General features: G+C 69.6%; 20 protein-coding genes. 14 read left to right on the top strand and 6 right to left on the bottom strand.

Annotation, left to right across the window (positions count from 1 at the left end; genetic code table 11):
- Window positions 1–46 precede the first annotated feature (46 nt).
- Window positions 47–1186 (bottom strand): substrate-binding domain-containing protein, encoded by a 1140-nt coding sequence (locus NIE111_RS10185; protein WP_238684142.1) that lies wholly within the window; start codon window positions 1184–1186, stop codon window positions 47–49.
- Window positions 1187–1586: 400 nt separating this feature from the next.
- Here NIE111_RS10185 and NIE111_RS10180 point away from each other — a divergent pair, with 400 nt between their 5' ends.
- The 10 genes from NIE111_RS10180 to NIE111_RS10135 all read left to right on the top strand — a co-directional run bounded on the left by NIE111_RS10180 (window position 1587) and on the right by NIE111_RS10135 (window position 12010).
- A complete protein-coding gene (locus NIE111_RS10180; protein ID WP_238684141.1) occupies window positions 1587–3590 on the top strand; it encodes a DUF2264 domain-containing protein in 2004 nt (667 codons plus the stop codon).
- Between the two features lie 43 nt (window positions 3591–3633).
- Window positions 3634–4938 (top strand): ABC transporter substrate-binding protein, encoded by a 1305-nt coding sequence (locus NIE111_RS10175; RefSeq protein ID WP_238684140.1) that lies wholly within the window; start codon window positions 3634–3636, stop codon window positions 4936–4938.
- 116 nt (window positions 4939–5054) lie between these two features.
- Entirely contained in the window at window positions 5055–5918 is an 864-nt protein-coding gene (locus NIE111_RS10170; protein ID WP_238684139.1) for a carbohydrate ABC transporter permease, read from the top strand.
- Complete coding sequence (locus NIE111_RS10165) at window positions 5918–6814, top strand: carbohydrate ABC transporter permease (protein WP_238684138.1); 897 nt, start codon at window positions 5918–5920, stop codon at window positions 6812–6814. The genes NIE111_RS10170 and NIE111_RS10165 overlap by 1 nt, the downstream gene beginning before the upstream one ends.
- Window positions 6815–6819: 5 nt before the next feature.
- Window positions 6820–7497 (top strand): hypothetical protein, encoded by a 678-nt coding sequence (locus NIE111_RS10160; RefSeq protein ID WP_238684137.1) that lies wholly within the window; start codon window positions 6820–6822, stop codon window positions 7495–7497.
- Between the two features lie 84 nt (window positions 7498–7581).
- The gene (locus NIE111_RS10155) at window positions 7582–8769 is read left to right on the top strand and encodes a glycoside hydrolase family 88 protein (RefSeq protein WP_238684136.1); all 1188 of its coding nucleotides are present in this window, start codon (window positions 7582–7584) and stop codon (window positions 8767–8769) included.
- A 46-nt stretch (window positions 8770–8815) separates the two neighbouring features.
- The gene (gene iolB / locus NIE111_RS10150) at window positions 8816–9640 is read left to right on the top strand and encodes a 5-deoxy-glucuronate isomerase (RefSeq protein ID WP_238684135.1); all 825 of its coding nucleotides are present in this window, start codon (window positions 8816–8818) and stop codon (window positions 9638–9640) included.
- Window positions 9641–9729: 89 nt separating this feature from the next.
- A complete protein-coding gene (locus NIE111_RS10145) occupies window positions 9730–10119 on the top strand; it encodes a GntR family transcriptional regulator (RefSeq protein ID WP_238684134.1) in 390 nt (129 codons plus the stop codon).
- Window positions 10116–10997 (top strand): ABC transporter ATP-binding protein, encoded by an 882-nt coding sequence (locus NIE111_RS10140; protein WP_238684133.1) that lies wholly within the window; start codon window positions 10116–10118, stop codon window positions 10995–10997. The genes NIE111_RS10145 and NIE111_RS10140 overlap by 4 nt, the downstream gene beginning before the upstream one ends.
- The gene (locus NIE111_RS10135) at window positions 10994–12010 is read left to right on the top strand and encodes an ABC-2 membrane transporter-related protein (RefSeq protein ID WP_238684132.1); all 1017 of its coding nucleotides are present in this window, start codon (window positions 10994–10996) and stop codon (window positions 12008–12010) included. The genes NIE111_RS10140 and NIE111_RS10135 overlap by 4 nt, the downstream gene beginning before the upstream one ends.
- Window positions 12011–12077: 67 nt before the next feature.
- Here the strand turns inward: NIE111_RS10135 and NIE111_RS10130 are convergent, their stop codons facing one another.
- Entirely contained in the window at window positions 12078–13853 is a 1776-nt protein-coding gene (locus NIE111_RS10130) for a vWA domain-containing protein (RefSeq protein WP_238684131.1), read from the bottom strand.
- Window positions 13854–13937: 84 nt separating this feature from the next.
- Window positions 13938–15230 (bottom strand): serine/threonine-protein kinase, encoded by a 1293-nt coding sequence (locus NIE111_RS10125; RefSeq protein WP_238684130.1) that lies wholly within the window; start codon window positions 15228–15230, stop codon window positions 13938–13940.
- 664 nt (window positions 15231–15894) lie between these two features.
- Between NIE111_RS10125 and NIE111_RS10120 the strand changes: the two genes are divergently transcribed.
- A complete protein-coding gene (locus tag NIE111_RS10120; RefSeq protein WP_238684129.1) occupies window positions 15895–16710 on the top strand; it encodes a SigB/SigF/SigG family RNA polymerase sigma factor in 816 nt (271 codons plus the stop codon).
- Window positions 16711–16820: 110 nt separating this feature from the next.
- Here the strand turns inward: NIE111_RS10120 and NIE111_RS10115 are convergent, their stop codons facing one another.
- On the bottom strand, window positions 16821–17579 hold the full coding sequence (locus NIE111_RS10115) for a GAF and ANTAR domain-containing protein (RefSeq protein ID WP_238684128.1): 759 nt from the start codon (window positions 17577–17579) through the stop codon (window positions 16821–16823).
- 355 nt (window positions 17580–17934) lie between these two features.
- Here NIE111_RS10115 and NIE111_RS10110 point away from each other — a divergent pair, with 355 nt between their 5' ends.
- Window positions 17935–18675, top strand: a complete 741-nt coding sequence (locus tag NIE111_RS10110) for a GAF and ANTAR domain-containing protein (RefSeq protein ID WP_238684127.1) — start codon at window positions 17935–17937, stop codon at window positions 18673–18675.
- Between the two features lie 18 nt (window positions 18676–18693).
- Here the strand turns inward: NIE111_RS10110 and NIE111_RS32400 are convergent, their stop codons facing one another.
- Together NIE111_RS32400 and NIE111_RS10100 are read right to left on the bottom strand one after the other, a co-directional pair.
- Complete coding sequence (locus NIE111_RS32400; protein WP_372488306.1) at window positions 18694–19080, bottom strand: STAS domain-containing protein; 387 nt, start codon at window positions 19078–19080, stop codon at window positions 18694–18696.
- Window positions 19081–19269: 189 nt separating this feature from the next.
- Window positions 19270–20490: a PP2C family protein-serine/threonine phosphatase gene (locus NIE111_RS10100; protein WP_238684125.1), complete on the bottom strand. Its 1221-nt coding sequence runs from the start codon at window positions 20488–20490 to the stop codon at window positions 19270–19272.
- Window positions 20491–20684: 194 nt separating this feature from the next.
- Here NIE111_RS10100 and NIE111_RS10095 point away from each other — a divergent pair, with 194 nt between their 5' ends.
- Entirely contained in the window at window positions 20685–21122 is a 438-nt protein-coding gene (locus tag NIE111_RS10095) for an ATP-binding protein (RefSeq protein WP_238684124.1), read from the top strand.
- A gap of 48 nt (window positions 21123–21170) precedes the next feature.
- The gene (locus tag NIE111_RS10090) at window positions 21171–21932 is read left to right on the top strand and encodes a cyclase family protein (RefSeq protein ID WP_238684123.1); all 762 of its coding nucleotides are present in this window, start codon (window positions 21171–21173) and stop codon (window positions 21930–21932) included.
- Window positions 21933–21937 lie beyond the last annotated feature (5 nt).

Below are 21937 nucleotides of genomic sequence, written 5' to 3'. Positions count from 1 at the left end.
CCGGCTGGTCCGTGATCGGCGAACGTCTCGGCACGGCAAAGGCCGCCTACGCGGGTGGCGGCGCGGTCGACTCCCGGATCCGCAGCGACGGGCTGATGACGACCCGGTGGGTGGGGCGGTCGGGGTCGGCGAGCCGGTCGGCGACGAGACGCACGGCGGCTCGTCCGATCGAGCGTCGCGGCGGTCGGACCGCTGTCAGCGGCGGGCTGAAGAGCCCGGCGACCTCGTCGTCGTACGCCACTATCGAGAGGTCGCCGGGTACGGACAGGTGCCGTTCCTCGCAGTGCTGCACCAGCGCGATCGCCTCGGCGTCGGCGTGCACCAGCAGCGCCGTCGTCCCGGTCGCCTGGCACTGGTCGAGGATGCCGTTGAGCACGCTGTCCCGCTCGGGCGACCGCGCGTCGGGCACCACAGCCACGACCGTCGCGTCCGAGTCGAGGCCGCACTCGGAGGTGGCGTCGAGCCAGCCGCGCCGTACGTGCTGGCTGGTGGGGCTGTTGGCGTCGAGCACCAGGCCGACCTTGCGGTGTCCGAGCGAGGTGAGGTGGCGTACCGCCATGGCCGCACCGAGCGCGTGGTCGGTGACCACCGACTCCATGACAGCGTGGTGGCTGCCTACCGTGGCGGTGCGTTCCAGCAGGACGACCGGGACGCCGACCTGGTCGAGCCACTCGACGGTGCGCTCGGCGGTCGGTGTGTCCATGCTCGGCGCGATGATCAGCGCGTTGACGCCCATCCGCCCCACCATGCGGGCCAGTTGCGGCTGGTCGTCCTCACTGTCGTAGGAGGAGCCGCGCAGAACCACACGCATGTCCAGCTCGCGGGCGGCCCCCTCGACGCCGCGCGCCACGTCCGGCCAGTAGTAGTCCAAGGAGGGCACGAGCATGCCGAGGGCGCGCCCGACCAGCGGGTCCCGACCAGCGGCGGGTGGCTCGTCGGCTGCCGGGACGTCGTCCGGCAGGATCAGGGCGACCCCACCGTGGACCCGGCGAACCAACCCTTCGGCGGCGAGTTCCGCGATGTCGCGCCGGATGGTGACCGGCGCGGCACCCAGCACATGGGACAGGTCAGAGATGCGCATCGAGCCGTCGCGTTGCAGGGCTGCCAACAGTTGCTGGCGGCGGGCGACCTGAAGCGGCCCTCGGGGGGCCTCCGCCGTGGCGACGACGGGGCTGTCCTTGGTCATGGGGGACCTCCGAGGAACGCTTCGTGCGGCGGAAACTCTTGCAGGGTGCGGACGACCTCGCCGGCCCGGCCGAACGCGGTGGCGTCGATCGCGAGCCGGATCGGCTGATCTCCCCCACCGACGATGAGCATAGGAGTCGTGCTCCGCCGGGTCGGTCATGACTCCTTCGGTAGTGGAGCGGCTATGAACGATTGTGAGCGTATCAGAGCACTTGGCGCGTCACGGCGGTGTTGTGCGCCTTCTTGATCGAGTGTGTTCACATCGGTTTGGGAACGGCATTGACTTGCTCCTTTGTGAGCGTTTTACTTCGGAAACCCTGCGGATGCCTGCACGTCACATTCATGGGCAACGCCCCGCTCGCCACAGTCGACGGAGACGGATCGATGCGACAGGACCACGGATGACGTTCAGGACGACCGGCCGGGTGGCACCGGCGACGGACTCGGATGTCGCTACCGCCGCGACCTGGAGCCGCGATGACTGGTTGGCCCTCGCCGACCGGATCCTCGCCGCCGCCCGACCGTTCGCGTCTCCCGGGCACGCCCTCGTCACCTTCCCCGGGCCGGAGGGCGGCTACGGGCGGGCCGTCGACGGACTGGAGGGTTTCGCCCGCACCTTCCTGCTGGCCGGGTTCCGCATCGCGGGTGCCCGAGGGGTGGGCGTGGACGAGCTCGTGGACCGGTACGCGGCAGGCATCACCGCCGGCACCGACCCAACCTCCGCCGACCGTTGGGTGCGCTTGGACGAGCACCCCCAGGCCAAGGTGGAGGCCGCCTCCATCGCGCTGGTCCTGGACATGACCCGCCCGTGGATCTGGGATCGACTGCCATCCGTGGTGCGCCAGCGGGTGGTGGACTACCTGCGCCCGGCAGTCGGCGACGACACGTACCCACGGATCAACTGGGTCTGGTTCCGGCTGGTCGTACAGACGTTTCTGCGTTCGGTGGGCGGGCCGCACTCGCTCGACGAGATGGCCGAGGACCTTCGCTCGCACGACGGCTTCGCCCGCCGGGACGGCTGGATGTCCGACGGGCCGGACCGTGCCTACGACCACTACGTGGGCTGGGCCCTGCACCTCTACCCGACGCTGTGGGCGCGGATGGCCGGCGCCGCTGACCTGGCCGAGCAGCGCCGCGAGCGGGACGTGGCCGGCCTCGACCGCTTTCTGAGCGACGCGGTCGCGCTCGTGGGCGCGGACGGATCACCGTTGATTCAGGGGCGGAGCCTGACCTACCGCTTCGCCGCGGCGGCGCCGTTCTGGGTTGGCGCCATCGCCGGTGTGCCATCGGTCAGCCTCGGCCGGTTGCGCGGCGCGGCCACCCGCATCGTGCGTCACTTCGTGGCCAACGGCGCCCTGGATCAACGAGGCCTGCTCACCCTCGGCTGGCACGGGCCGTGGCCGCGACTCGCGCAGTCGTACTCCGGGCCGGGCTCGCCGTACTGGGCCAGCAAGGGCCTGCTCGGCATCGCGCTACCCGCCGACCATCCGATCTGGACGGCTCCCGAGGAGCCGTTGCCGGTCGAGGAGCGGGACGCGGTGCGGGCGATACACGCGCCAGGCTGGCTGATCTCTGGCACCCGTGCCGACGGCATCGTCCGCGTCGTCAACCACGGCACCGACCACGCCGTCGAGGGTGCCACCGTCTCAGATTCCCCGCTCTACGCCCGACTGGGCTACTCCACCGCCACCACCCCGGTCCTCGACGACAGCGGCTGGGACGGTCCGCTCGACCAGTCCGTCACTCTCGTCGACGACGCGGGCCGGGTCACCCACCGCGCCGGCATGCGCCTGCTGACCGTTCGCGTCGGCAGCGACGGCGTGGGCGTGGCCGGGTCACGTGCCCTCGCCCACTGGGTCGACCCGGATCCCGGTCAGCGCGATCACGGCGGCGGCCGGGTGGGCAGGTCCCGACCGGCCGGGCACCTCACTGTGTACTCGCTGGTCCGCGGCCCCTGGGAACTACGTCTGACCCGTGTCGACGGCCTCGCCGACGGCGTCGAGGCGGCTGCGCTCAGGCTAAGGATCGGCGGCTGGGCCATCGCCGGGGATGCGACGGCCACCGCCGGCGGCGGTGTGGCGGTCGTGACCGGGGCCGACCTGACCAGCCGGCTCGAAAGCCTGCACGGCGGCGGAACGGCCGGCGTGACCGCCGTTGCGCACGGCGGGCCCCTGGCCGGCGGGCTGGTCGTGCCCTGGCTGGACCACACCGTCCGGCCGGGCGCGTGGGCCGCCACCTTCACCGAGTTGTCCAGGGTGCCGGTGGCCACGGCCGAGCAGGCATGCCAGGTCGCGGTCGACGAGGACGCCGACGGCCTTCACCTGGCGGTCGACTGGCCCGACGGGATCAGCACGGCGACACGTCTGGACACCGAGCATGCCAGGCCCACCCAGGCGTCCTGGTAGCAGTGCGGGCCCGTCCGGGCCCCTTGACCTGAAGGAGAAAGGGATGAAGCGAGCGATACCGGCCGTCATCAGCGCTGCGACGGCCCTGACGCTTGTTCTCGCCGGTTGCGGCGGCGGAGACGAGCCAGTCGACCCCAACGCCCCGGTGACGATCAGCCTGGCCGGCTGGAGCCTGTCGTCCACGCCGGAGTTCAAGACGCTCGCCGACGGCTTCAAGGCGACCCACCCGAACGTGACTGTGGAGCTCAAGGAGTACGCCCCAGGCAACGACTACGACACCCAGATGATCACGGACCTGGCCGCCGGCACCGCCCCGGACGTCTACGTCATGAAGAACCTCAAGAACTTCTACACGTACCAGAGCGGTGGTCAGCTGCTCGACGTCTCCGACGCCACCTCCGGTCTCGGCTCGAGCCCGGCGCTCGCGTCGTACCAGGTCGATGGCAAGGCGTACGCGGTGCCGTACCGGCAGGACTCGTGGGTGCTGTTCTACAACAAGGACCTGTTCGCGAAGGCGAAGGTGGCGCCGCCGGACGGCAGCTGGACCTGGGACGACTACACCGACGCGACGAAGCGACTGCACACCGGGCTGAAGGGGGCCGGTTCGAACGCGACCGGCGCGTACCAGCACACCTTCCAGTCGACAGTGCAGGGATTCGCGCTCGCCCAGACCCCCAACGCTGACCTGCTCTCCGGGGACTTCGGCTATCTGAAGCCGTACTACGAGCGGTCACTCGACCTGCAGGCGGCCGGCGCGCAGCCGAGCTTCGGCACCGCGAAGACCAACAAGCTCACCTACCAGGCGCAGTTCGGCAAGCAGCAGTCGGCGATGCTGCTGATGGGCACCTGGTACGTGGCCACGCTGCTCAACCAGCGACAGAGCGGTGACGCCGACACGTTCCAGTGGGGGATCGCCCCGGCGCCGCAGTTCGACAAGTCCACCACCGGCACCTCCGCCACACCTGTCACCTTCGGTGACCCGACCGGCCTGGGGATCAACCCGAAGATCAGCAAGTCCAAGACCGCCGCGGCCAAGGACTTCCTGAAGTACGCGGCCGGCCCGGAGGCCGGCAAGGCGCTGGCCGGGATCGGCATCACCCCGGCCCAGGTCACCGACGCGGTCACCGCGTCGCTGTTCGGGCTGAACGGCGTACCGCAGGACGACCTGTCGAAGTTCGCCTACTCCAAGCACACCATCAAGCCGGAGAACCCCGTGTCGAAGCACACCGCCGGCCTGCAGAACCTCCTCAACGAGACGCACTCGGCGATCCTCTCCGACAGCAAGGGCGTCGACGCGGAGCTGAGCAAGGCGCGGGACCGCGCCAAGAACGAAGTCCTCAACCAGTGAGCCGATGGCGGGCCCGGCGCGCCTGTGCCGCACGCCGGTCCCGCCCCCAGGCCGAACGCTTCCGGAGACTCCCTATGGCAACCTTGCCGCGCACGAGACCCAGAAACCGGCGGCTGGTGTCGCGCAACACGGTCGCCGGCTGGTCGTTCATCCTTCCCAACTTCATCGGCTTCGCCGCGCTCACCCTGGTACCCGTCGTCGTGCTGTTCTACGTGGCCTTCACGAACTGGAACGTCTTCGGGGTGGCCGAGTGGACCGGCACCGCCAACTTCCGGCGGATGTGGGACGACTCGAGCTTCTGGACCGCACTGCGCAACACCGTCTACTACGCCGTCTTCCACATCCCGCTGACCCTCGTGGCAGCACTCGGGCTGGCACTGCTGCTCAACCGCAAACTGCGCGGCGTGCGGTTCTTCCGTACCATCGCCTTCTTCCCCTACATCACCTCGATCGTGGCGATCGCGGTCGTCTGGAACCAGCTGTTCAGCCCGGAGTACGGCCCGATCAACGCTCTTCTCGGTGCCGTCGGCGTGGACGATCCGCCGGGCTGGACCGCGTCGGCGACCTGGTCGATGCCGGCGGTCATCATCGTCGGCACCTGGCGCTACATGGGCTACTACATGCTGCTGTTCCTGGCCGGCCTGCAGACCATCCCGGCCCAGCTCTACGAGGCGGCCGAGACCGACGGCGCCTCACCGTGGCAGCGGTTCGTGCACGTGACCCTCCCCGGGTTACGAACCACGACCTTCTTCGTCACGGTGCTGCTCACCATCGAGAGCTTCAAGGTCTTCGACCTCATCCTCGTGATGACCGGCGGCGGACCGGGCCAGTCGACACTCGTGCTCTCGCAGTACATCTACCAGAAGGGCTTCGAGGAGAACCAGTTCGGCTACGCCTCGGCGGTCTCCGTCGTCCTGTTCGCCATCTGCTTCGGCATCACGGTCATCCAGTTCATGGTCAACAAGCGGAGGAACAGCTGATGACCGCTACCGACCTCTCCCTGCCCGCCCCGGCCGTCGCCGCGCCCGGCAATCGCCGCGCGCCCCGCCGACCGGTCCGGTCCCTGGGCGGGCGGCTCCTCGGGTACGCCGCTCTCGTGCTCGCGGCGGCCGGGCTGCTGCTGCCGTTCTTCTGGATGGTGGTGGCGTCGTTGAAGACCAACAATGACGTCTTCACCATCCCGATCACGTGGCTCCCCGATCCCGTGGTGTGGCGGAACTACGTCGACATCTGGCAGCGCTCGGACATGACGACGTGGCTGTGGAACACCCTGCTGTTGTCGGTGATCGTCACCTTCCTGCAGGTGTTCACCGGCAGCTTCGCGGCCTACGGCTTCGCCCGCGTCCGCTTCCCCGGCCGCAACCTGCTCTTCCTGGCGTACGTCGGGACGATCGCGGTGCCCTGGCAGTCGTACATGATCCCGCAGTTCATTCTCATGTCGAAGCTGCACCTGTCGAACACGCTGTGGTCGATCGTCGCGATACAGGCGTTCGGCGCGATCGGCGTGTTCCTGATGAAGCAGTTCTACGAGACGATCCCCGAGGAGCTCAGCGAAGCGGCGCGGGTCGACGGGCTCAGCGAGTACGGCATCTACCGACGGATCATCCTGCCGTTGTCCCGGCCGGCGCTTGCCAGTCTGGCCCTGCTGATGTTCACGACCACCTGGAACGACTACCTCGGCCCGCTCGTCTACCTGCGCAGTCCGGAGCTGCGCACCATCCAGTTGGGGCTGAACACCTTCATCTCCCAGTACAACGCCGAGTACGCGCTGATCATGACGGGCTCGGTGCTGTCAGTGCTGCCCGTCGCTGTCATCTTCCTGCTCGGCCAGCGCTACTTCATCGAGGGCGTCGCCTCGACCGGACTGAAGGGTTGAGGCCCATGCGTTCGCGCCACCACACCATCACCGCCGTCTTCGACGGGTTCTACGTCGCGCTCGCCACCAACCTGCTGCTGGTGCTCGGTTGTCTGCCACTGGTGACGCTCGCGTTCACCACCGACGCGGCGCGGTCCTGGCCTCTGTACGCGCTGACCGCTCCGCTCTGCGCGCCAGGGCTCTGTGCGGCCTTCGCTGTCATGTCCGCCTACTCGGCCGGCGACACCGGCGGCGTGCTGCGCACCTACTGCCGCGCCTGGCGAGCCACCGCCCGGCCGGCGATGCTCTGGACGGCGGCGGCCATGGCTGCCCTGGTCGTGCTCGCCGTCGACGCCCGCGCCGCGTGGGGCCACCGGGTCGGGGCACTCGCCCTGCCGGTCCTCGCGACCCTGATCGTCCTCACCGTCGCGACGACGCTGCTCGGGCTGGTGACCCTCGCCGACCGACCCACCGCGCGGTTGCGTGAGGTGGCCCGCGCCTGCGTGTACCTGGCGGTGCGCCGCTGGTACCTCACCGCAGTGTCACTGCTCGTCCTCGTGCTGCTCGCCCAGATCCTGGCGGCCCGCCCCGCGATCGCGCTCGGCCTCGCCGCCGCGCCACTGCTCTACGTCGTCTGGGCCAACAGCCGCTTCACACTGCGCGCCGCCCTCGACCCACCGACGACCGCACCCCAGACCACCTGAGCACCAGGTTCCGGCCACCGAGCCGACCCACCGACGACACACCTGCCCGGCACCGGACCGGACCCACGAGGGAGACCAGCATCCATGACGGCGACCGACGTCCGTCCCAACTCCGACGCAGCAGCCACGGCGGCCGCGGTGGCCGCCGCGATACGTACCGTCGACGCGAACATCGCCACCTTCGGCGACCGGTACCCCGCGGACACCACCGACGCCAACCGCTACCCGCTCCGGCCACCGAGCGCAGGCCAGCCCGAGGGCGCCAACGTCGGCTGGACCACGAGCTTCTGGCCCGGCATGCTCTGGCTGGCACACGACCTGAGCCGCGACGAGCGCCACCTGCGGGCGGCGATCTCCCACGTGGACAGCTTCGCGGCCCGGATGACCCACGGCATCGACCTGGACACCCACGACCTCGGGTTCCTCTACACCCTCGCCTGCGTCACCCCGGCCCGCCGTACCGGCGATCCACAGGCCCGAGACGCGGCCCTCGCCGCCGCCGACCACCTGATGACGCGCGTCCTCGAACCAGCCGGAATCATCCAGGCCTGGGGCGACCTGAACGACCCCCGCCAACGCGGGCGCACGATCATCGACAGCCTCATGAACACGCCGCTGCTCTTCTGGGCCAGCCAGAGCACCGGCGACGACCGCTACGCCGCCGCGGCCCGCCGGCACACCGCTCAGCTGCGCCAGCACATCCTGCGTCTGGACGGCACCACCTTCCACACCTTCTACTGGGACCCGGCCAGCGGCGCGCCGCTACGCGGCGAGACCGAGCAGGGCCACTCCGACCACTCCTGCTGGGCACGTGGGCAGGCATGGGGCATCTACGGGTTCAGCCTCAACCACCGGCACATCGGCGACCCCGCGCTGCTCGCGGCCGCGAGGACCTGCGCCGACCGCTTCCTCGCTCACCTGCCTGACGACCACGTCGCGTACTGGGATCTGGAGTTCGGCGACGGCAGCGGCCAGGAGCGGGACAGCTCGGCCGCGGCCATCGCCGTCTGCGGCCTGATCGAACTGGCGGACGGCCTCACCGACGACACGGCCAGCGCCGACCGGTACCGGAAAGCCGCAGCCGAGATCCTGCGCTCGCTCATCGGCCACTACTCCACCGGCGGCCACCCGGCCTCGAACGCGCTGATCCTGCACGGCGTCTACGACAAACCCAAGAGCGTCGGCGTCGACGAGGGAACCCTGTGGGGCGACTACTTCTACCTGGAAGCCCTCACCCGCGCCACGATTCCCGGCTGGACCAGCCCTTGGTGACCACCGCGCACCGACCCGCTCCGCCCCGCATCCCCGAAAGGTGATCATGGACTACCGCTACCACTGTTCCATTCCCGCCGTCGACGGCCGGAACACGTTGCCCTTCAATCCCTGCCGGCTGTTGGACTTCACACTGCTGCGGCTGTCGGCCGGCGAATCCTGGACGGGCGAGTCCGGTGACCGGGAGATCCTGGCCGTCATCCTCGGTGGCACGGCCAGCTTCACCGTCGCCGGCCACCACTTCCCGCAGGTCGGCAAGCGTCCGGACGTCTTCTCCGGCAAGCCGCACTCGGTCTACATCCCGGCCGGCGCCTCGGTGACCGTCGAGGCGGTCACCGCCGTGGAGATAGCCCTACCCAGCGCACCCAGCGAACTGGCCACAGACCCCTATGTGATCGCGCCGGAGCAGGTCGTGGGCGGCCGCTGGGGAGCGGCCAACTTCGGCCGTACCTACCACCAGATCCTCACCGAGATCTCCCAGCCGGAGCTGCCAGCCCGCCGGCTCATCGTCGGCGAGACCTACACACCCTCGGGCAACTGGAGCACCTACCCGCCGCACCGGCACAAGGTCGACGACCTGCCCGCCGAGGCAGCACACGAGGAGATGTACTACTACCGCGTCAACCCGGCGAACGGGTTCGGCATCAGCCGGGTCTACACCGACGACGGGTACGAGGAGAACGTCACCATCCGTGACCATGTGATGCAGATGATGCCCGAGGGGTACCACACAGTGGTCAGCGCACCCGGCTACACCACCTATTTCCTGTGGTTCCTGGCCGGCACACAACGCACCCAGGGTGCTCGCGAGGACACCGACCTCGCCTGGGTGGGTCAGACCGTACCGACCCTGCGGGGCCTGGGCCTGTAGTCACGTTGGTGGGACCCATCGCAACGAGGTAGCGGACAGCTCCTCCATGGCCCTATTCTACTAGGCAACTAGTAGAATGGGGTGGCGAGGTGATCGAGTTTCACCTGGACGCGCGGTCCGGAGTAGCGCCGTACATGCAGCTCATCCGACAGGTACGGCACGCGCTCCGGCTCGGGGTCCTGAATGAGGGCGACAAGCTGCCCACCGTCAAGGAGGTGGTGGCCCGGGTCGCCATCAACCCGAACACGGTGTCCAAGGCGTACCGCGAGTTGGAGTATGAGGGCCTGGTCACGGCCCGGCCCGGGCTGGGCACGTTCGTCACCCGCACGCTGGTCGGCGACTCGCTGAGCAAGCACGAGCCGCTGCGGCAGGGCCTGGCCCGCTGGCTGACCGAGGCACGGGAGGCGGGCCTGGACGACGAGAGCATCGAGGCGCTCTTCCTCAGCAGCTTTCGGTCATTTTCGGAGGCCCGAGGATGACTAGCGCCCTGATCGCGGACGGCCTGACCAAGCGGTACGGGCGGCGCTCCGCACTGAAGGACTGCACTCTGGACATCCCGGCCGGCCACGTCGTGGGCCTGGTCGGGCCGAACGGCGCCGGTAAGTCCACGCTGCTGCAACTGGCCTGTGGGCTGCTCGATCCGACCGCGGGGCGGATCGAGGTGCTCGGCGCGCGGCCGGTCAGCGGGTCGCCGCAGGTCGGGTTCGTCGCGCAGGACACCCCGGTCTACGCCGGCCTGACCGTCGCCGACCACCTGCGGATGGGCGCGCACCTCAACCCGTCCTGGGACGCCGCGCTCGCCGAGCGGCGCATCGCCCAGGTCGGCCTGGACCCGAAACAGAAGGCGGGCAAGCTCTCCGGCGGCCAGCGCGCCCAACTGGCCCTGACCGTCGCCGCGGCGAAGCGGCCCAATCTCCTGCTGCTCGACGAGCCGGTGGCGGCCCTCGACCCGCTCGCCCGGCGCAATTTCCTGCAGGGGCTGATGGAGCTGACCGCCGAGCAGGGCATGAGCATCGTGATGTCCTCGCACCTGGTCGCCGACCTGGAACGGGTCTGCGACCACCTGATCGTGCTGGTCGCCTCCCGCGTGCGGGTGGCCGGCGACGTGGACGACCTGCTCGCCACCCACCACCGCCTGGTCGGGCGGCGGCGAGACACCGCCGAGTTGGGCGCCGGGCGAGCCCTGGTCGAGCAGAGTCACACCGAGGTGCAGTCGACACTGGTGGTGCGCAGCACCGCGCCGATCGTCGACCCGTCCTGGCAGGTCGACCGGCTGGACCTGGAGGACATCGTGCTGGCGTACATGAGCGGTGCCACCAACGACGGTACGGGTCGGGTTCTGGAGGGGCAGCGATGATCTGGATGACCTGGCGGCAGTTCCGCACCCCGGCCCTGGCCACCGGCACCCTGTTGCTGGCGCTGCTGGGCGCTCTGGCGCTGACCTGGTCGGAGGTGACCGAGCTGGCCACGCAGACCGGATACACCGGCTGCCAGGGCGACGCCTGCCGTGCCGCCGGCGAGGCGTTCCTCCAGGCGCTGCAACCGGGATGGGCGAGTGAGTTCCACATCGCCGCCATCGGGGCCCTCTACCTGCTGCCTGCCCTGGTGGGCATCTTCTGGGGCGCGCCCCTGGTGGCCCGGGAGTTGGAGTCCGGCACGTACCGCATGGTCTTCAGCCAGTCCGTCAGCCGCGGGCGTTGGCTGCTGGTCAAACTGGCGATCGGCGTCGGTGCCGCCGCGCTCGGTGCCGGCCTGCTCAGCCTGGTGCTGACCGAGTGGGCGCAGCCGATCGACGGGGCCTCGGCGGACCGGATGAACCCGCTGGTGTTCGCAGCCCGGGGGATCGTCCCGGTTGGCTACGCGACGCTGGCCTTCGTGGTGGGTGTCGCCACCGGGCTGCTGCTGCGGCGGACCCTGGGCGCGATGGCGGTGACCCTGCTGGTGGTGGTCAGCCTCCAGATCGCCGCGCCGTTCGTGGTGCGCCCCTGGCTGGCCCAGCCGATCACCACGGTCACCCCTCTGACGTTCGACGGCGACTTCGGGATCTCGATGAGCTCCGACACCGGCCGGATGACTGTCCACGTCGAGCCCGACCGTAGGGGTGACTGGGTCGTGTCGAGCACCACGATCACCTCGACCGGAGCGGAGTTCACCGGTCCGGCCGACATGACCCGGTGCGGACCGAGGGCGCTCGGCGGGCGCGAGGCGTGCCAGAGGTGGCTGGGCGAGCAGAACCTCAGCCTGAAGGTGAGCTACGTGCCCGCCTCGAAGTTCTGGGGCCTGCAGTGGCGGGAGTTCGGCGTGCTGATCGCGTTGACCGCCGTGCTGTCCCTGTTCTCCCTCTGGTGGGTCCGCCGCCGACTCGTCTGACGGCAGAGCCGGTGGGGGCAGGCCGAGCGCCTGGCCCCCACCGGTCTGGTTGTCCCAGCGGGAAGTGTCAGAAGCTGCTGACCAGCTTCACGAACGCCTCGTCGATCTTGGCGGGGTCGGTGGCGTCGTAGGCCTTGCCCGACGACGCCTTGGCGATCCGGTCCAGGGTGGCGAAGTCCGACTCCCGGTCGAGGGCGATGCAGAACACCTTCACCGGACGCCGCGGGTCCAGGGCGACCTCGGCGAGCAACCGGGCCAGGTCGTTGTCCTTGCTGTACTCGTTCTTGCCGTCGGTCAGCACCACGATCGCGTTGATCCGCTGCGGGTCGTACCGGTCGAGCAGTTCTCGGTGTGCGGCCCGGATCGTCGCGTAGAGCGCGGTATCGCCAGCGACCTGCAGGCCGGCGATCTTGCTGTTGATCCGCTTCTGGTCGAACCCGCCGAGCGGAACCTCCTCCCGGTAGGGGCTCTTCGGTCGCTGCTGCGTCTCCGAGGAGAACGACCAGAGACCCACCCGGTCCTCGGTGTTGAGTAGCGCGAGGCCCTTGCTCGCTGCCGTCGCGGCCACCTGGAAACGGGTACGGGTGCCGACCTTCGCCAGCATGGACCCCGAGGTGTCCAAGGTGATCAGGATGTTGGCCTTCTTGCGGAGCGTGCGCCAGCCGTCCAGCATCGCGCTGACCACCTGCGGTTCTGGTGGCTCGAAGTAGTTCAGCCCGCCGGTGGGCTCGGCGCCGACACTGGCGAGCAGCTCCGCCGAGGCGCGACGCTCGTGGTCCCGGAAACCGAGGCGGGCGAAGCTCTCCTGCTGGGCGTCCTCGGTCAGGAACGTCCGGAAGTCGGCCGCTGCCGCGCGCTGCCGATTGTCGGCGGAGGGCAGCACCACGAAGGGGTGGTCGAGGTTGAACGTGCCCTCCTTGGGATGGACGGCGACCAGCGGGACGTTCGGCCGGCGGCCCCGCTCCTGCCCTTCCTGCCGAGGGCTCAGCGCGCCCGTGTTGTAGAGGTCCACCAACTCCTCCTGCAGAACGATGGCACTCATGTCCTCGGTGCTGCCCGCGCCGCCGGTCAGGTCCGCCTCGGCGAGGCTGCGCAGCAGGTCCACCGAATCGTCGCTGTAGTGCGACACGTTGGCCTCGATCCGGCGGACGAACTGGGTCACCGCCGGGTCGGCCAGGTCGGACTCGGTCAGGTCATTGGCCCGTCGCACTGCCGCGTAGTAGGTGGCGATGGTCGCCGCCAGCCCGGAGGTGGACAGGTTCGGGTTGTCCTTGCCGAAGGTGAACCGACCCCACTCCGGCTTGCCGAAGTCCGCCCACCCGTCCCGCCCGGACAGGCCCAGGATCTCACCCCAGCCCAGCGCCCCCCGCTTGCCTACCAGCTCGGCCTTCGGCTGTGGCATGGCGATCACCAACGGGCTGTTGGCGATCGACGGGTAGTCGTCCGGAGTCTGCAACTCCCGCCCGGCGGCCTCGTCGAGCAGCCGGAGCTGGCCGGTCCACAGGCTCGACGTCGGCAGCCAGACCTGTGGTTGCGGCAGGCCGGTGTTTGCCCAGTCGGTGGCCAGCGCCTCGGTGGCCTTGCCCGAGTTCAACGCGCTGACGTGCACCTGGGCGCAGCCACCGTCCTTGATCGACCGCTCGCTCACGTTGTATCGCTCGGCCAGGTCGACCAGCAGAGCCGCCTTCTCCGTCGAGGAATTGACCTGGAGGATGGTCGCACAGTCGTTGCCCGCTTCGCGCTGTCGAACGAACACGAACGCCCCGGCGATGACCACCAGCCCGGCGGTGACGGCGGCGGTGTACGGCAACCACTGCCGCGTACGCGTAGCGGATGGGGCCATCGGGACGTCCTCCTCGGCGGGCGGCTGGTGGCAGTCAACCTATCGATGCGGCGCCAGTCGGCGACCCCGCCCCCGGCGTGCCGGTCACCAGCGGTCGGACCGCCTCCCGAGGGCCGTCGCGACCAGCAGTCGAACCAGGTAGACCACGACGAAGGCGACAGCACCGACAGCGGCGGCCGGGCCGACAGCGCTCGACGCCACGTAGCCGGCGGCGGCACCAACAGAAGCGAGGAAGAGCGCTGTCGAGATGCCCCAGGCGTCAAGGGCCTCACGACGCAACCGCCGCAACCCGCCGCCGCCTCCAGCACCAACGCCCGGCTCCGTCGCCGGCAGGTGCGCCGGCTGGGTTTGCACCGGCAGGTGCGCCGGCTGGACCGGTCGGGCCTGGGTCGGCACCGTCGGCCGGGCCGGCACCTGCGGCTGCGTAGCGCCCGGTTGCGGTGCCGTCGGCGTGAGCTGGGGGAGCGGTTGGTCGGGAGTCGGCGCGCCCGCCGTCTCGTTGCCGACCTCGAGCAGGCTCTCCCGACGTAGCGGCTCGGTGACCCTGCCGTCCTGCCGAAGCAGCCGCACCAACACCCGCTCGGCGGCCGGCCGGTCCGCCGGATCCTTGGCCAGGCACTCCCGGATCAGCTCGTCCAGAACGGGAGGCATCGCCGGCAGGTCGGGCGGATCGTTCAGCACCCGGTGCATCACGGCGAAGAGCGAGTCGTTGCCGAAAGGCGGCCGACCACCGGCGGCGAAGGCGACAGTGGCCGCCCAGGCGAAGACGTCGCAGGGTGGACCGATCGGGTCGTTGCGGAACCGCTCCGGCGCCATGTACGCGGTGGTCCCCATGACCCGGCTCGACGCCGTCTCCGTGTTGCCCAACGCCCGGGCGATACCGAAGTCGATCACCCGAGGACCGTCCTCGCCCAGCACCACGTTGTCCGGCTTCAGATCGCAGTGCACCACCCCGGCACTGTGGATCGCCGCGAGCGCCGTGACGGTGCCGACCGCGAGCCGGTGCAGGGCGTTACCCGTCACCGGACCACGTTCGCGGACGTGCCGGTGCAGGGTCAGGCCCTCGATGAACTCACTGACCACGTACGGCCGCTCGCCGTCCACCTCCGCGAAGAGCACCTGCGCGGTGCAGAACGGGGCGACCCGGCGGGCGGCGGCGATCTCCTTGACGAACTGCGACCGCGCCCGTGGATCACTCAGATCGACGTTGACCATCTTGACCGCGACCCGGTCACCGGCGTCGTCCTCGCCGAGATAGACGACCCCCTGCCCACCCGCGCCCAACCGCCCGACCAGGCGATAGGGGCCGGCGGTGACCGGGTCGTGCGTCCACAGTTTCGCCAACCCTGGCACCGGCGGGCCGGCCAGCTCTGACATCCCGACTCCATCAGTGTCGTGCCCGGCCACCGGCGGCGCAGGACACGGCCATCGTGCCATGTCGGCCGCCGACGACCGAGCACGTTCAACAGTGGACGGTTCCGCCACCGCCGAATCACACTGGTCGACGCCCACCCGACCTCGACGCGGCTCTACCGCAGGGGTCGACCTAGATCCTTTGTGTGCCGGCGACTCGGCGGAGGGCCAGATAGGCGACCCCCGCGGCCAGCGCCCAGGGGGGCGGCGACGAGGATCGGATCGAGAGGGTGGTGTACGCGGTCGACCCGCTTGCCGCCCAGCGCCCGGCCGAAGCGCCACGAAATTGGTACCCCTGCCTCTTGCCGGCAAACCGGAGCTGGGTTGAGCGGTGAGTCAGCCCTGCCGGTACCGGAGCGACACCCACCGCAGCTGCTGACCGGTGGCAGAAGTTCGCCCACCGTTCTAGGCTTTCCTCTGGGTCAAGCCACGTGCCCGACACCATCCCGAGTCTCGGGAGGTCCGCACGTGACCCGACGAGCCAGCGACCGCAGCGGCCGTGAAGGCCCACCTGATGTCCATTGACGCAGGTTTGCCGACGGCTGGCGACCCGCCCCGGTCTGAGCACGACGCGACCTCCCCGCACGGGGGGTCGCGACGACGCCCACACCGGACAGCGGAGGAACCCATGACCATCACGTCGACAGGCCGGCCCGCACCGACGAACAGCCTGGCTGACCGCAGCACCACGCCCGAGTCGCCGGCCAGCCACCTCCTCGCCGTGATGGTCGCGCTGCCGACTGGCCATCCGTCCAGGCCCGCCGCCCGCGCCCGGGCCATCGAGGCCTGGCTTCCGTTGGCCCATCACCTCGCCCGGCGCTACAACGGCCGTGGCGAGCCGAACGAGGACCTGAGCCAGACGGCAGCACTGGGATTGATCAACGCGATCGACAGGTTCGACCCTTCTCGTGGGATCGAATTCGTCAGCTACGCGGTCCCCACCATCGTGGGGGAGATCAAGCGCCACTTCCGCGACCGCACCTGGGACGTCCGTGTTCCCCGGCGGCTGCAGGAGCGGCGGATGGCCATCGGCGAGGCCAACAACAGCCTCACCCAGTTGCTGGGCCGCTCACCGACCGTCGCCGACATCGCCCGACATCTCGACCTCACCGAGGAGGAGATCCTCGAAGGGCTGGAAGGCGCCCGCGCCTACAACGCGGTCTCACTGTCCACCCCGTTCGGCGATGGCACCACGTCCAGGGAACTGGGCGACACTCTCGGCGGCGACGACAACGAACTTGCCCTCGCCGAACTCAGGGTGGCTCTCACGTCGGCGCTGGCGGTCCTTGACGACCGGGAACGGAGGGTCGTCGCACTGCGCTTTCACGGCAACCTGACCCAGCAGGGCATCGCCGAGCAGATCGGGGTGTCACAGATGCACGTGTCCCGGCTGCTGACCCGCGCGCTGGCCAAGCTGAGGATGCAGCTCACCGCCATCCCGTGAGGTGCGGGCCGGTGCCCTGCGGCGGTCGGTGGATCCGGCCGCGCTGGGCCGACGGCGCCCTCGCCGTCCCGAAACGGCGAGGGCGTGACCTCGGCAGCTGGCCCGTCGTCCTAGGTTTCGGGTATGGGCCTGTCATCGTGGTGTCTCGTGGAGGTTGCGGTCTCGATGAGTGATCTGCCGGTTTCGGCCGCCTTCACCCGCAGGATCAGGTAGGCCTCCTCGGCCGTGCTGCGCCGCTGGTGCATGATCATGCCGAGGGCCTGCTGGATCACGGCACGCACGGCGAAGGCCTCGATGAGTCCGCTGACGAGTTCCTCGGTGCCCGGGTCCGCCGACGGTGGGTCCGAGGCTCCGGTGCGGGTGCGCTCCGGGTCGTACACCGTCCAGACCCGGTCGGTCAGCGGGGCCATCGCGTCGGCGTCATGGCCGTAGAGGTTGAGCGCGGCGACTGTCACACCGGCACCGGCGAACAGGGGGATGGACAGCGATGCCCGCAGGCCCAGGTTCAGCGCCGCCTCGCGGAACCCGGGCCAGGTCATGGTTGCCGCGATGTCCGGCACGGCGACGGGCACACCGGCGTCGAGCGCGTCCAGGCACGGCCCGGCCCGGTCGGCGTACTGGGCGCGGTCGACAGCGAACGCGATCTCGCTGCTTATGGCGACCGTCGTCGGCGCGCCGTCGCGCGTCCGGGTGACCGACGCATAGCTCACCGGAGCCACGAGGTCAGCGGTCAGCCGCACGATCCGCTGCAACAGATCATCGATCAACGAGGCGTCACTCGGGGTTTCGGCGAGGCTGACCAGCGCGTCCGCGAGCCAGCCAGTTACTTCCCGGCGGGATCCCGGCGGTGAGTACGGCGGCTTCCTCATAGAAAATCTCCTTCGGCAGTCGATGGTCCAGTGCCCCGACGGGGGCGGCTTACGCATCGTCCGAGTAGCCGGCTGAGCCGAGGGATCCGCAGGAGCCGCCGGACGGGTTTCCTGACATCTGCGTCGGGACAACCATTAACGAGCCGGGTTTCGCTGCAATCCGCAATCCGCGCAGCAAGGTGCGGGTGACCAGCTAGCGTGGATTATCGCTGGCGGCGTTGCCGGCTCCGTGACGGTGGTCTTGACGTCATGGCCTGGGCAAGCTGGGGCGCGGTTCGCGACAAGTGCCCCGGTCAGGCCCGGCCGGTAAGGAAATCCCGTCCGGGGCCGCCCGCCTAGGTGAGGGAGCAGCGGGATGGCTGGCAGTGACAGCGATGCGGGCACCGACGAGCCACGGCCCGTAGCGGTGGACGATCTCGCGGCGAAGCTGAGTGACCTGGCTCGGACGTTGCAGCACGAGGACAGCGTGGAAGCGACCCTGCAGGCGAGTGCCGGCGCAGCGGTGGGCACGGTGCCGGGCGCGGATTACGCCGCCCTGTCCGTGGTGGAACACCGCCGGGAGGTCCACACTCGGGCCGGCACCGCCGACCTGGCGTACGCGGTGGATCGGGTGCAGTACGAAGTCGGTGAGGGCCCGTGCCTGAGCGCGGTGTACGAGCAGCAGACCGTGCACGTGCCGGACATGACGGTCGAGGAGCGGTGGCCCCGGTTCACCCGGCGCGCCGCCGAGCTGGGCGTGTCGAGCATGTTGTCGTTCCAGCTGTACGTGCAGGAGGACAACCTCGGCGCGCTGAACCTGTACTCGTCGCGCACGCACGCCTTCGATGACGACTCGGCGCACGTGGGGCTGCTGTTCGCCGCGCACGCCGCGGTGGCGATGTCCGGCGCGCAGCATCTCGAACAGCTGAATCAGGCGATCTCGGTGCGGGACGTCATCGGGCAGGCGAAGGGCATCCTGATGGAGCGTCACAAGCTGACCGCCGATCAGGCATTCGCTGTCCTGGCGCGGGCCAGTCAGAACACCAACCGGAAACTCGTCGACGTCGCAAGCTCCCTGACGGCGACGGGCCAACTGGCCCAGCGCACGCCCCGGTGAACGCCCCCTCTGTGTCCCTCATGCTTCGGATCGAGACGGCGGGGACAAGCGGTCGGGCACGCCGAGGACACCCAGTAGCCCGGTGATGGCCAAGACCCTGTGCACGGTCGGAGTCAGGTTGCTCAGACGCAGCCGGCATCCTGTCTCGTAGGCGTGTTCTTGGCAGGTGAGCAGGCACCTGATGCCGGCAGAGTCGATGAACCTCACGCCGGCGAAGTCCACCTCTATGTCTCTAATGTCGTGCTCGCGAAGGATGCCCTGCACAACCTGTTCGAAGTGATCGGTAACGCAGCCGTCCAGCTCACCGACGGCGGTGACTCGGGCCCGCGTCGAGGTCTCGATGTGTACGTCGACCCGCAGGAGGCATTGCTCAGTCGGACATTGACCGGGTGAGAAAGGGTGCACGAGGTACCTCCCGCGGAAGCGGCAGTCATGGTCCCTCGCTGCTGAAGGTAGAACTTGTTCGACGGCAACTATAACCTTTGTCGCTCCGCCGTCCACGACGCCGGATCGTCGACACCCGGAGAGGCGTCGGCCACAGACGAGCCGGCACAGCGGCTAGATCCAGCTTCGCCACATGCCAGCCCCGGCGGTCTAGTCCGATGATGGTTGGCGGCGGATGACGAGCAGGGCGATGTCGTCGTTGGGGTGCTCCTCCGCGGTGGTGACCATGATGTGGTCGCACAACGCCTCGGCGGGCCCGGACCGCACGGCGTCGGCGAGGCGCTCGATGCCGGTGTCGATCAGTTCGCTGCGGCGTTCCACCAGTCCGTCGGTGTAGAAGACGAGCGTCGCTCCCGGCGGTAGGTCCAGAACTGTGGTGCGGCGACTGGTGGATGGTCGGCCCACGCCGAGTGGCCGGTCCACCGTCAGGCTGACGAGCTGGGTGGGATGACCGGGTACAGCCAGCAGCGGTGGCAGATGGCCTGCGGAGGAGAGGTGCACCGTTGCCCGGTCGGGCGCGATCAGGGCGTAGACGGCGGTGGTGAGGGTGCCCGCCTCGAAGTGGTGGATCTTGCGGTCGAGAGAGGTCAGCGCCACGGCGGGATCGTCGGAATCGAGGGCATAGGCGCGTAGCGCGCTGCGGATGCGTCCCATGACAACGGCGGATGGCAGCCCGTGGCCGGAGACATCTCCGATGACGGCGCCCAGCCAGCCCGAGGGCAACGTGAACACGTCGTACCAGTCGCCGCCGATGCCCAGGTCATGGCCGGGCACGTACCGGGCGGCCAGGTCCAGGCCGGGAATGTCGGGTAGCCGGCCCGGTAGCAGGCTGTGTTGCAGGGCCAGCGCTGCCTGCCGGTCGAGGACCTGCGCTCGGGCCTGACCTGCGAGGCTGGCACGATCGGCGACGAGCTGCAACAGTTTCACGTCTTCGGAGCCGAAGCGCCGCAGGGCCAGGGAGCCGACGTGCAGCACGCCGACGAGGTTGCCGTTGGCGAGCATGGGCACACCCAGCAGGGCACGTATGCCAGTGGCGAGCAGGATCGGATTGACCACGTCGTCGGGTGTGACGTCATGGATCGTGACCGGCGCGCGTGTCGCCGCCACCCGCCCGGCGAAGCCGCGTCCGACCCGGATGCGGAACCCGCGGCGTACCTCCTCCTCCAGGCCCTTGGCCGCGGTCGCGACGAGCTCGCCGGTGTGGTCGTCCAGCAGGAGGATGGTGGCGGTATCGACCTTGAGCAGATCCCGGACCCGTTCGAGGAGCTCGTCGAGCAGGTCGGCGACGTTCAGCCCCGACAGGGCGGCATCGGTGATCGCCTCGATGCGTCGCAGCCGCTCCTCATTCGTCACCACCTCGGCGTCAGCCACCCAGGCAGCCTAGACGCCGGCACGCCGCCGATGGCACGTCAGGAGCGAGATCAACAGTGTCGTGCCGTCGATGCGGGGTACCTTCCGATGTCACATCGACGCAGTGCCCGACTGGTGAGCCCGTTCCGGAGAGCTATCCTCCCTCGTGCCACCGGTAAGGTCACCGGCTCCACGTCCGACAGGGAGGGGAAGCAGTGGCGAACCCGCCGCTCGACCACCACACTCCCACCGTCGGTAAGCCCCTGCTCTCGACGTCGTTCACCCTCGCCGACCTCAACCGCGTCCGACACGAGGTCGAGGCCGTCAGTCGCCGGTGCGGCCTCGACCACGACGAGATCGAGAACTGGGTCATCGCGGTCAACGAACTGATGATCAACGTGATTCGGCACGGGGGCGGCGAAGGTGACCTACGCCTGCTCCTGAACGGTCAGCTCACCTGTGAAGTCACTGACCAGGGACGGGGCTTCCGCGCCGCTCGCTACGTCCCGTGCGCCGAGCGACCGCCGCTGTCCGACACCGGAGGAATGGGCCTCTGGGTGGTCGGGAACATGGCTGACTACCTCCTTGTCGACAGCGGACCCGCAGGCACCACCATCCGCATCGCGGCACGCACCCGCAGCACTCTCGGATGACAATTCCACGGTCCAATTCGGAGGCATGTGCGGGTGTACCGTCGCCGCATGACGGTGCTCCAGGAGTTTGTCGCCGCTCTCTCCAGCGGCCGGATCCAGGTTGTCGACCTCACCGCTCCGCTCTCGGACCAGACCCCGATCCTCGGTCTGCCCGAGCAGTTCGGCCAGACCTGGCCGTTTCAGCTCAGCGAGATCAGCCGGTACGACGACCGGGGCCCGGCCTGGTACTGGAACAACTTCTCCACCGGCGAGCACACCGGCACCCACTTCGACGCCCCGGTGCACTGGGTCACCGGTCAACAGGGCGCGGACGTGTCGCAGGTCCCGGTGAGTCAGCTGATCGCCCCGGCGGTGGTGATCGACCACGCCGCCGACGCCGCCGACAATCCTGACTTCCTGCTCGAGGTCCACCACGTCAAGGCCTGGGAGGCGCAACACGGCGCCCTGCCCACCGGTGGCTGGCTGCTTTACCGCACCGGCTGGGACGCGTACGGCGACGACCCGGAGCGGTACGCCAACGCCGGGCGCACCCCGGGCATCTCGGTGGAGTGCGCCCGGTGGCTGGCCGAGGAGTCACCGATCCAGGGCGTCGGGGTGGAGACGGTCGGGACCGACGCTGGCGCCGCGCACTCGTTCGACCCGCCGTTCCCGTGCCACTCGTACCTGCTCGGCCAGGACAAGTACGGCCTGACCCAGCTCCGTAACCTGGCGCAGTTGCCGGCGACCGGCGCGGTGGTGATCGCCGGGCCACTGCCGATCGTCTCCGGCTCCGGCAGCCCGTGTCGGGTCCTCGCTCTCGTCGAACGGTAGGCCGG

The organism is Micromonospora hortensis (genome assembly GCF_022230935.1).
GTDB classification, from domain to species: Bacteria; Actinomycetota; Actinomycetes; order Mycobacteriales; family Micromonosporaceae; genus Micromonospora; species Micromonospora hortensis.
Note: the sequence above shows the minus strand (reverse complement) of the source record. Positions and strands in the feature narration are given on the sequence as shown.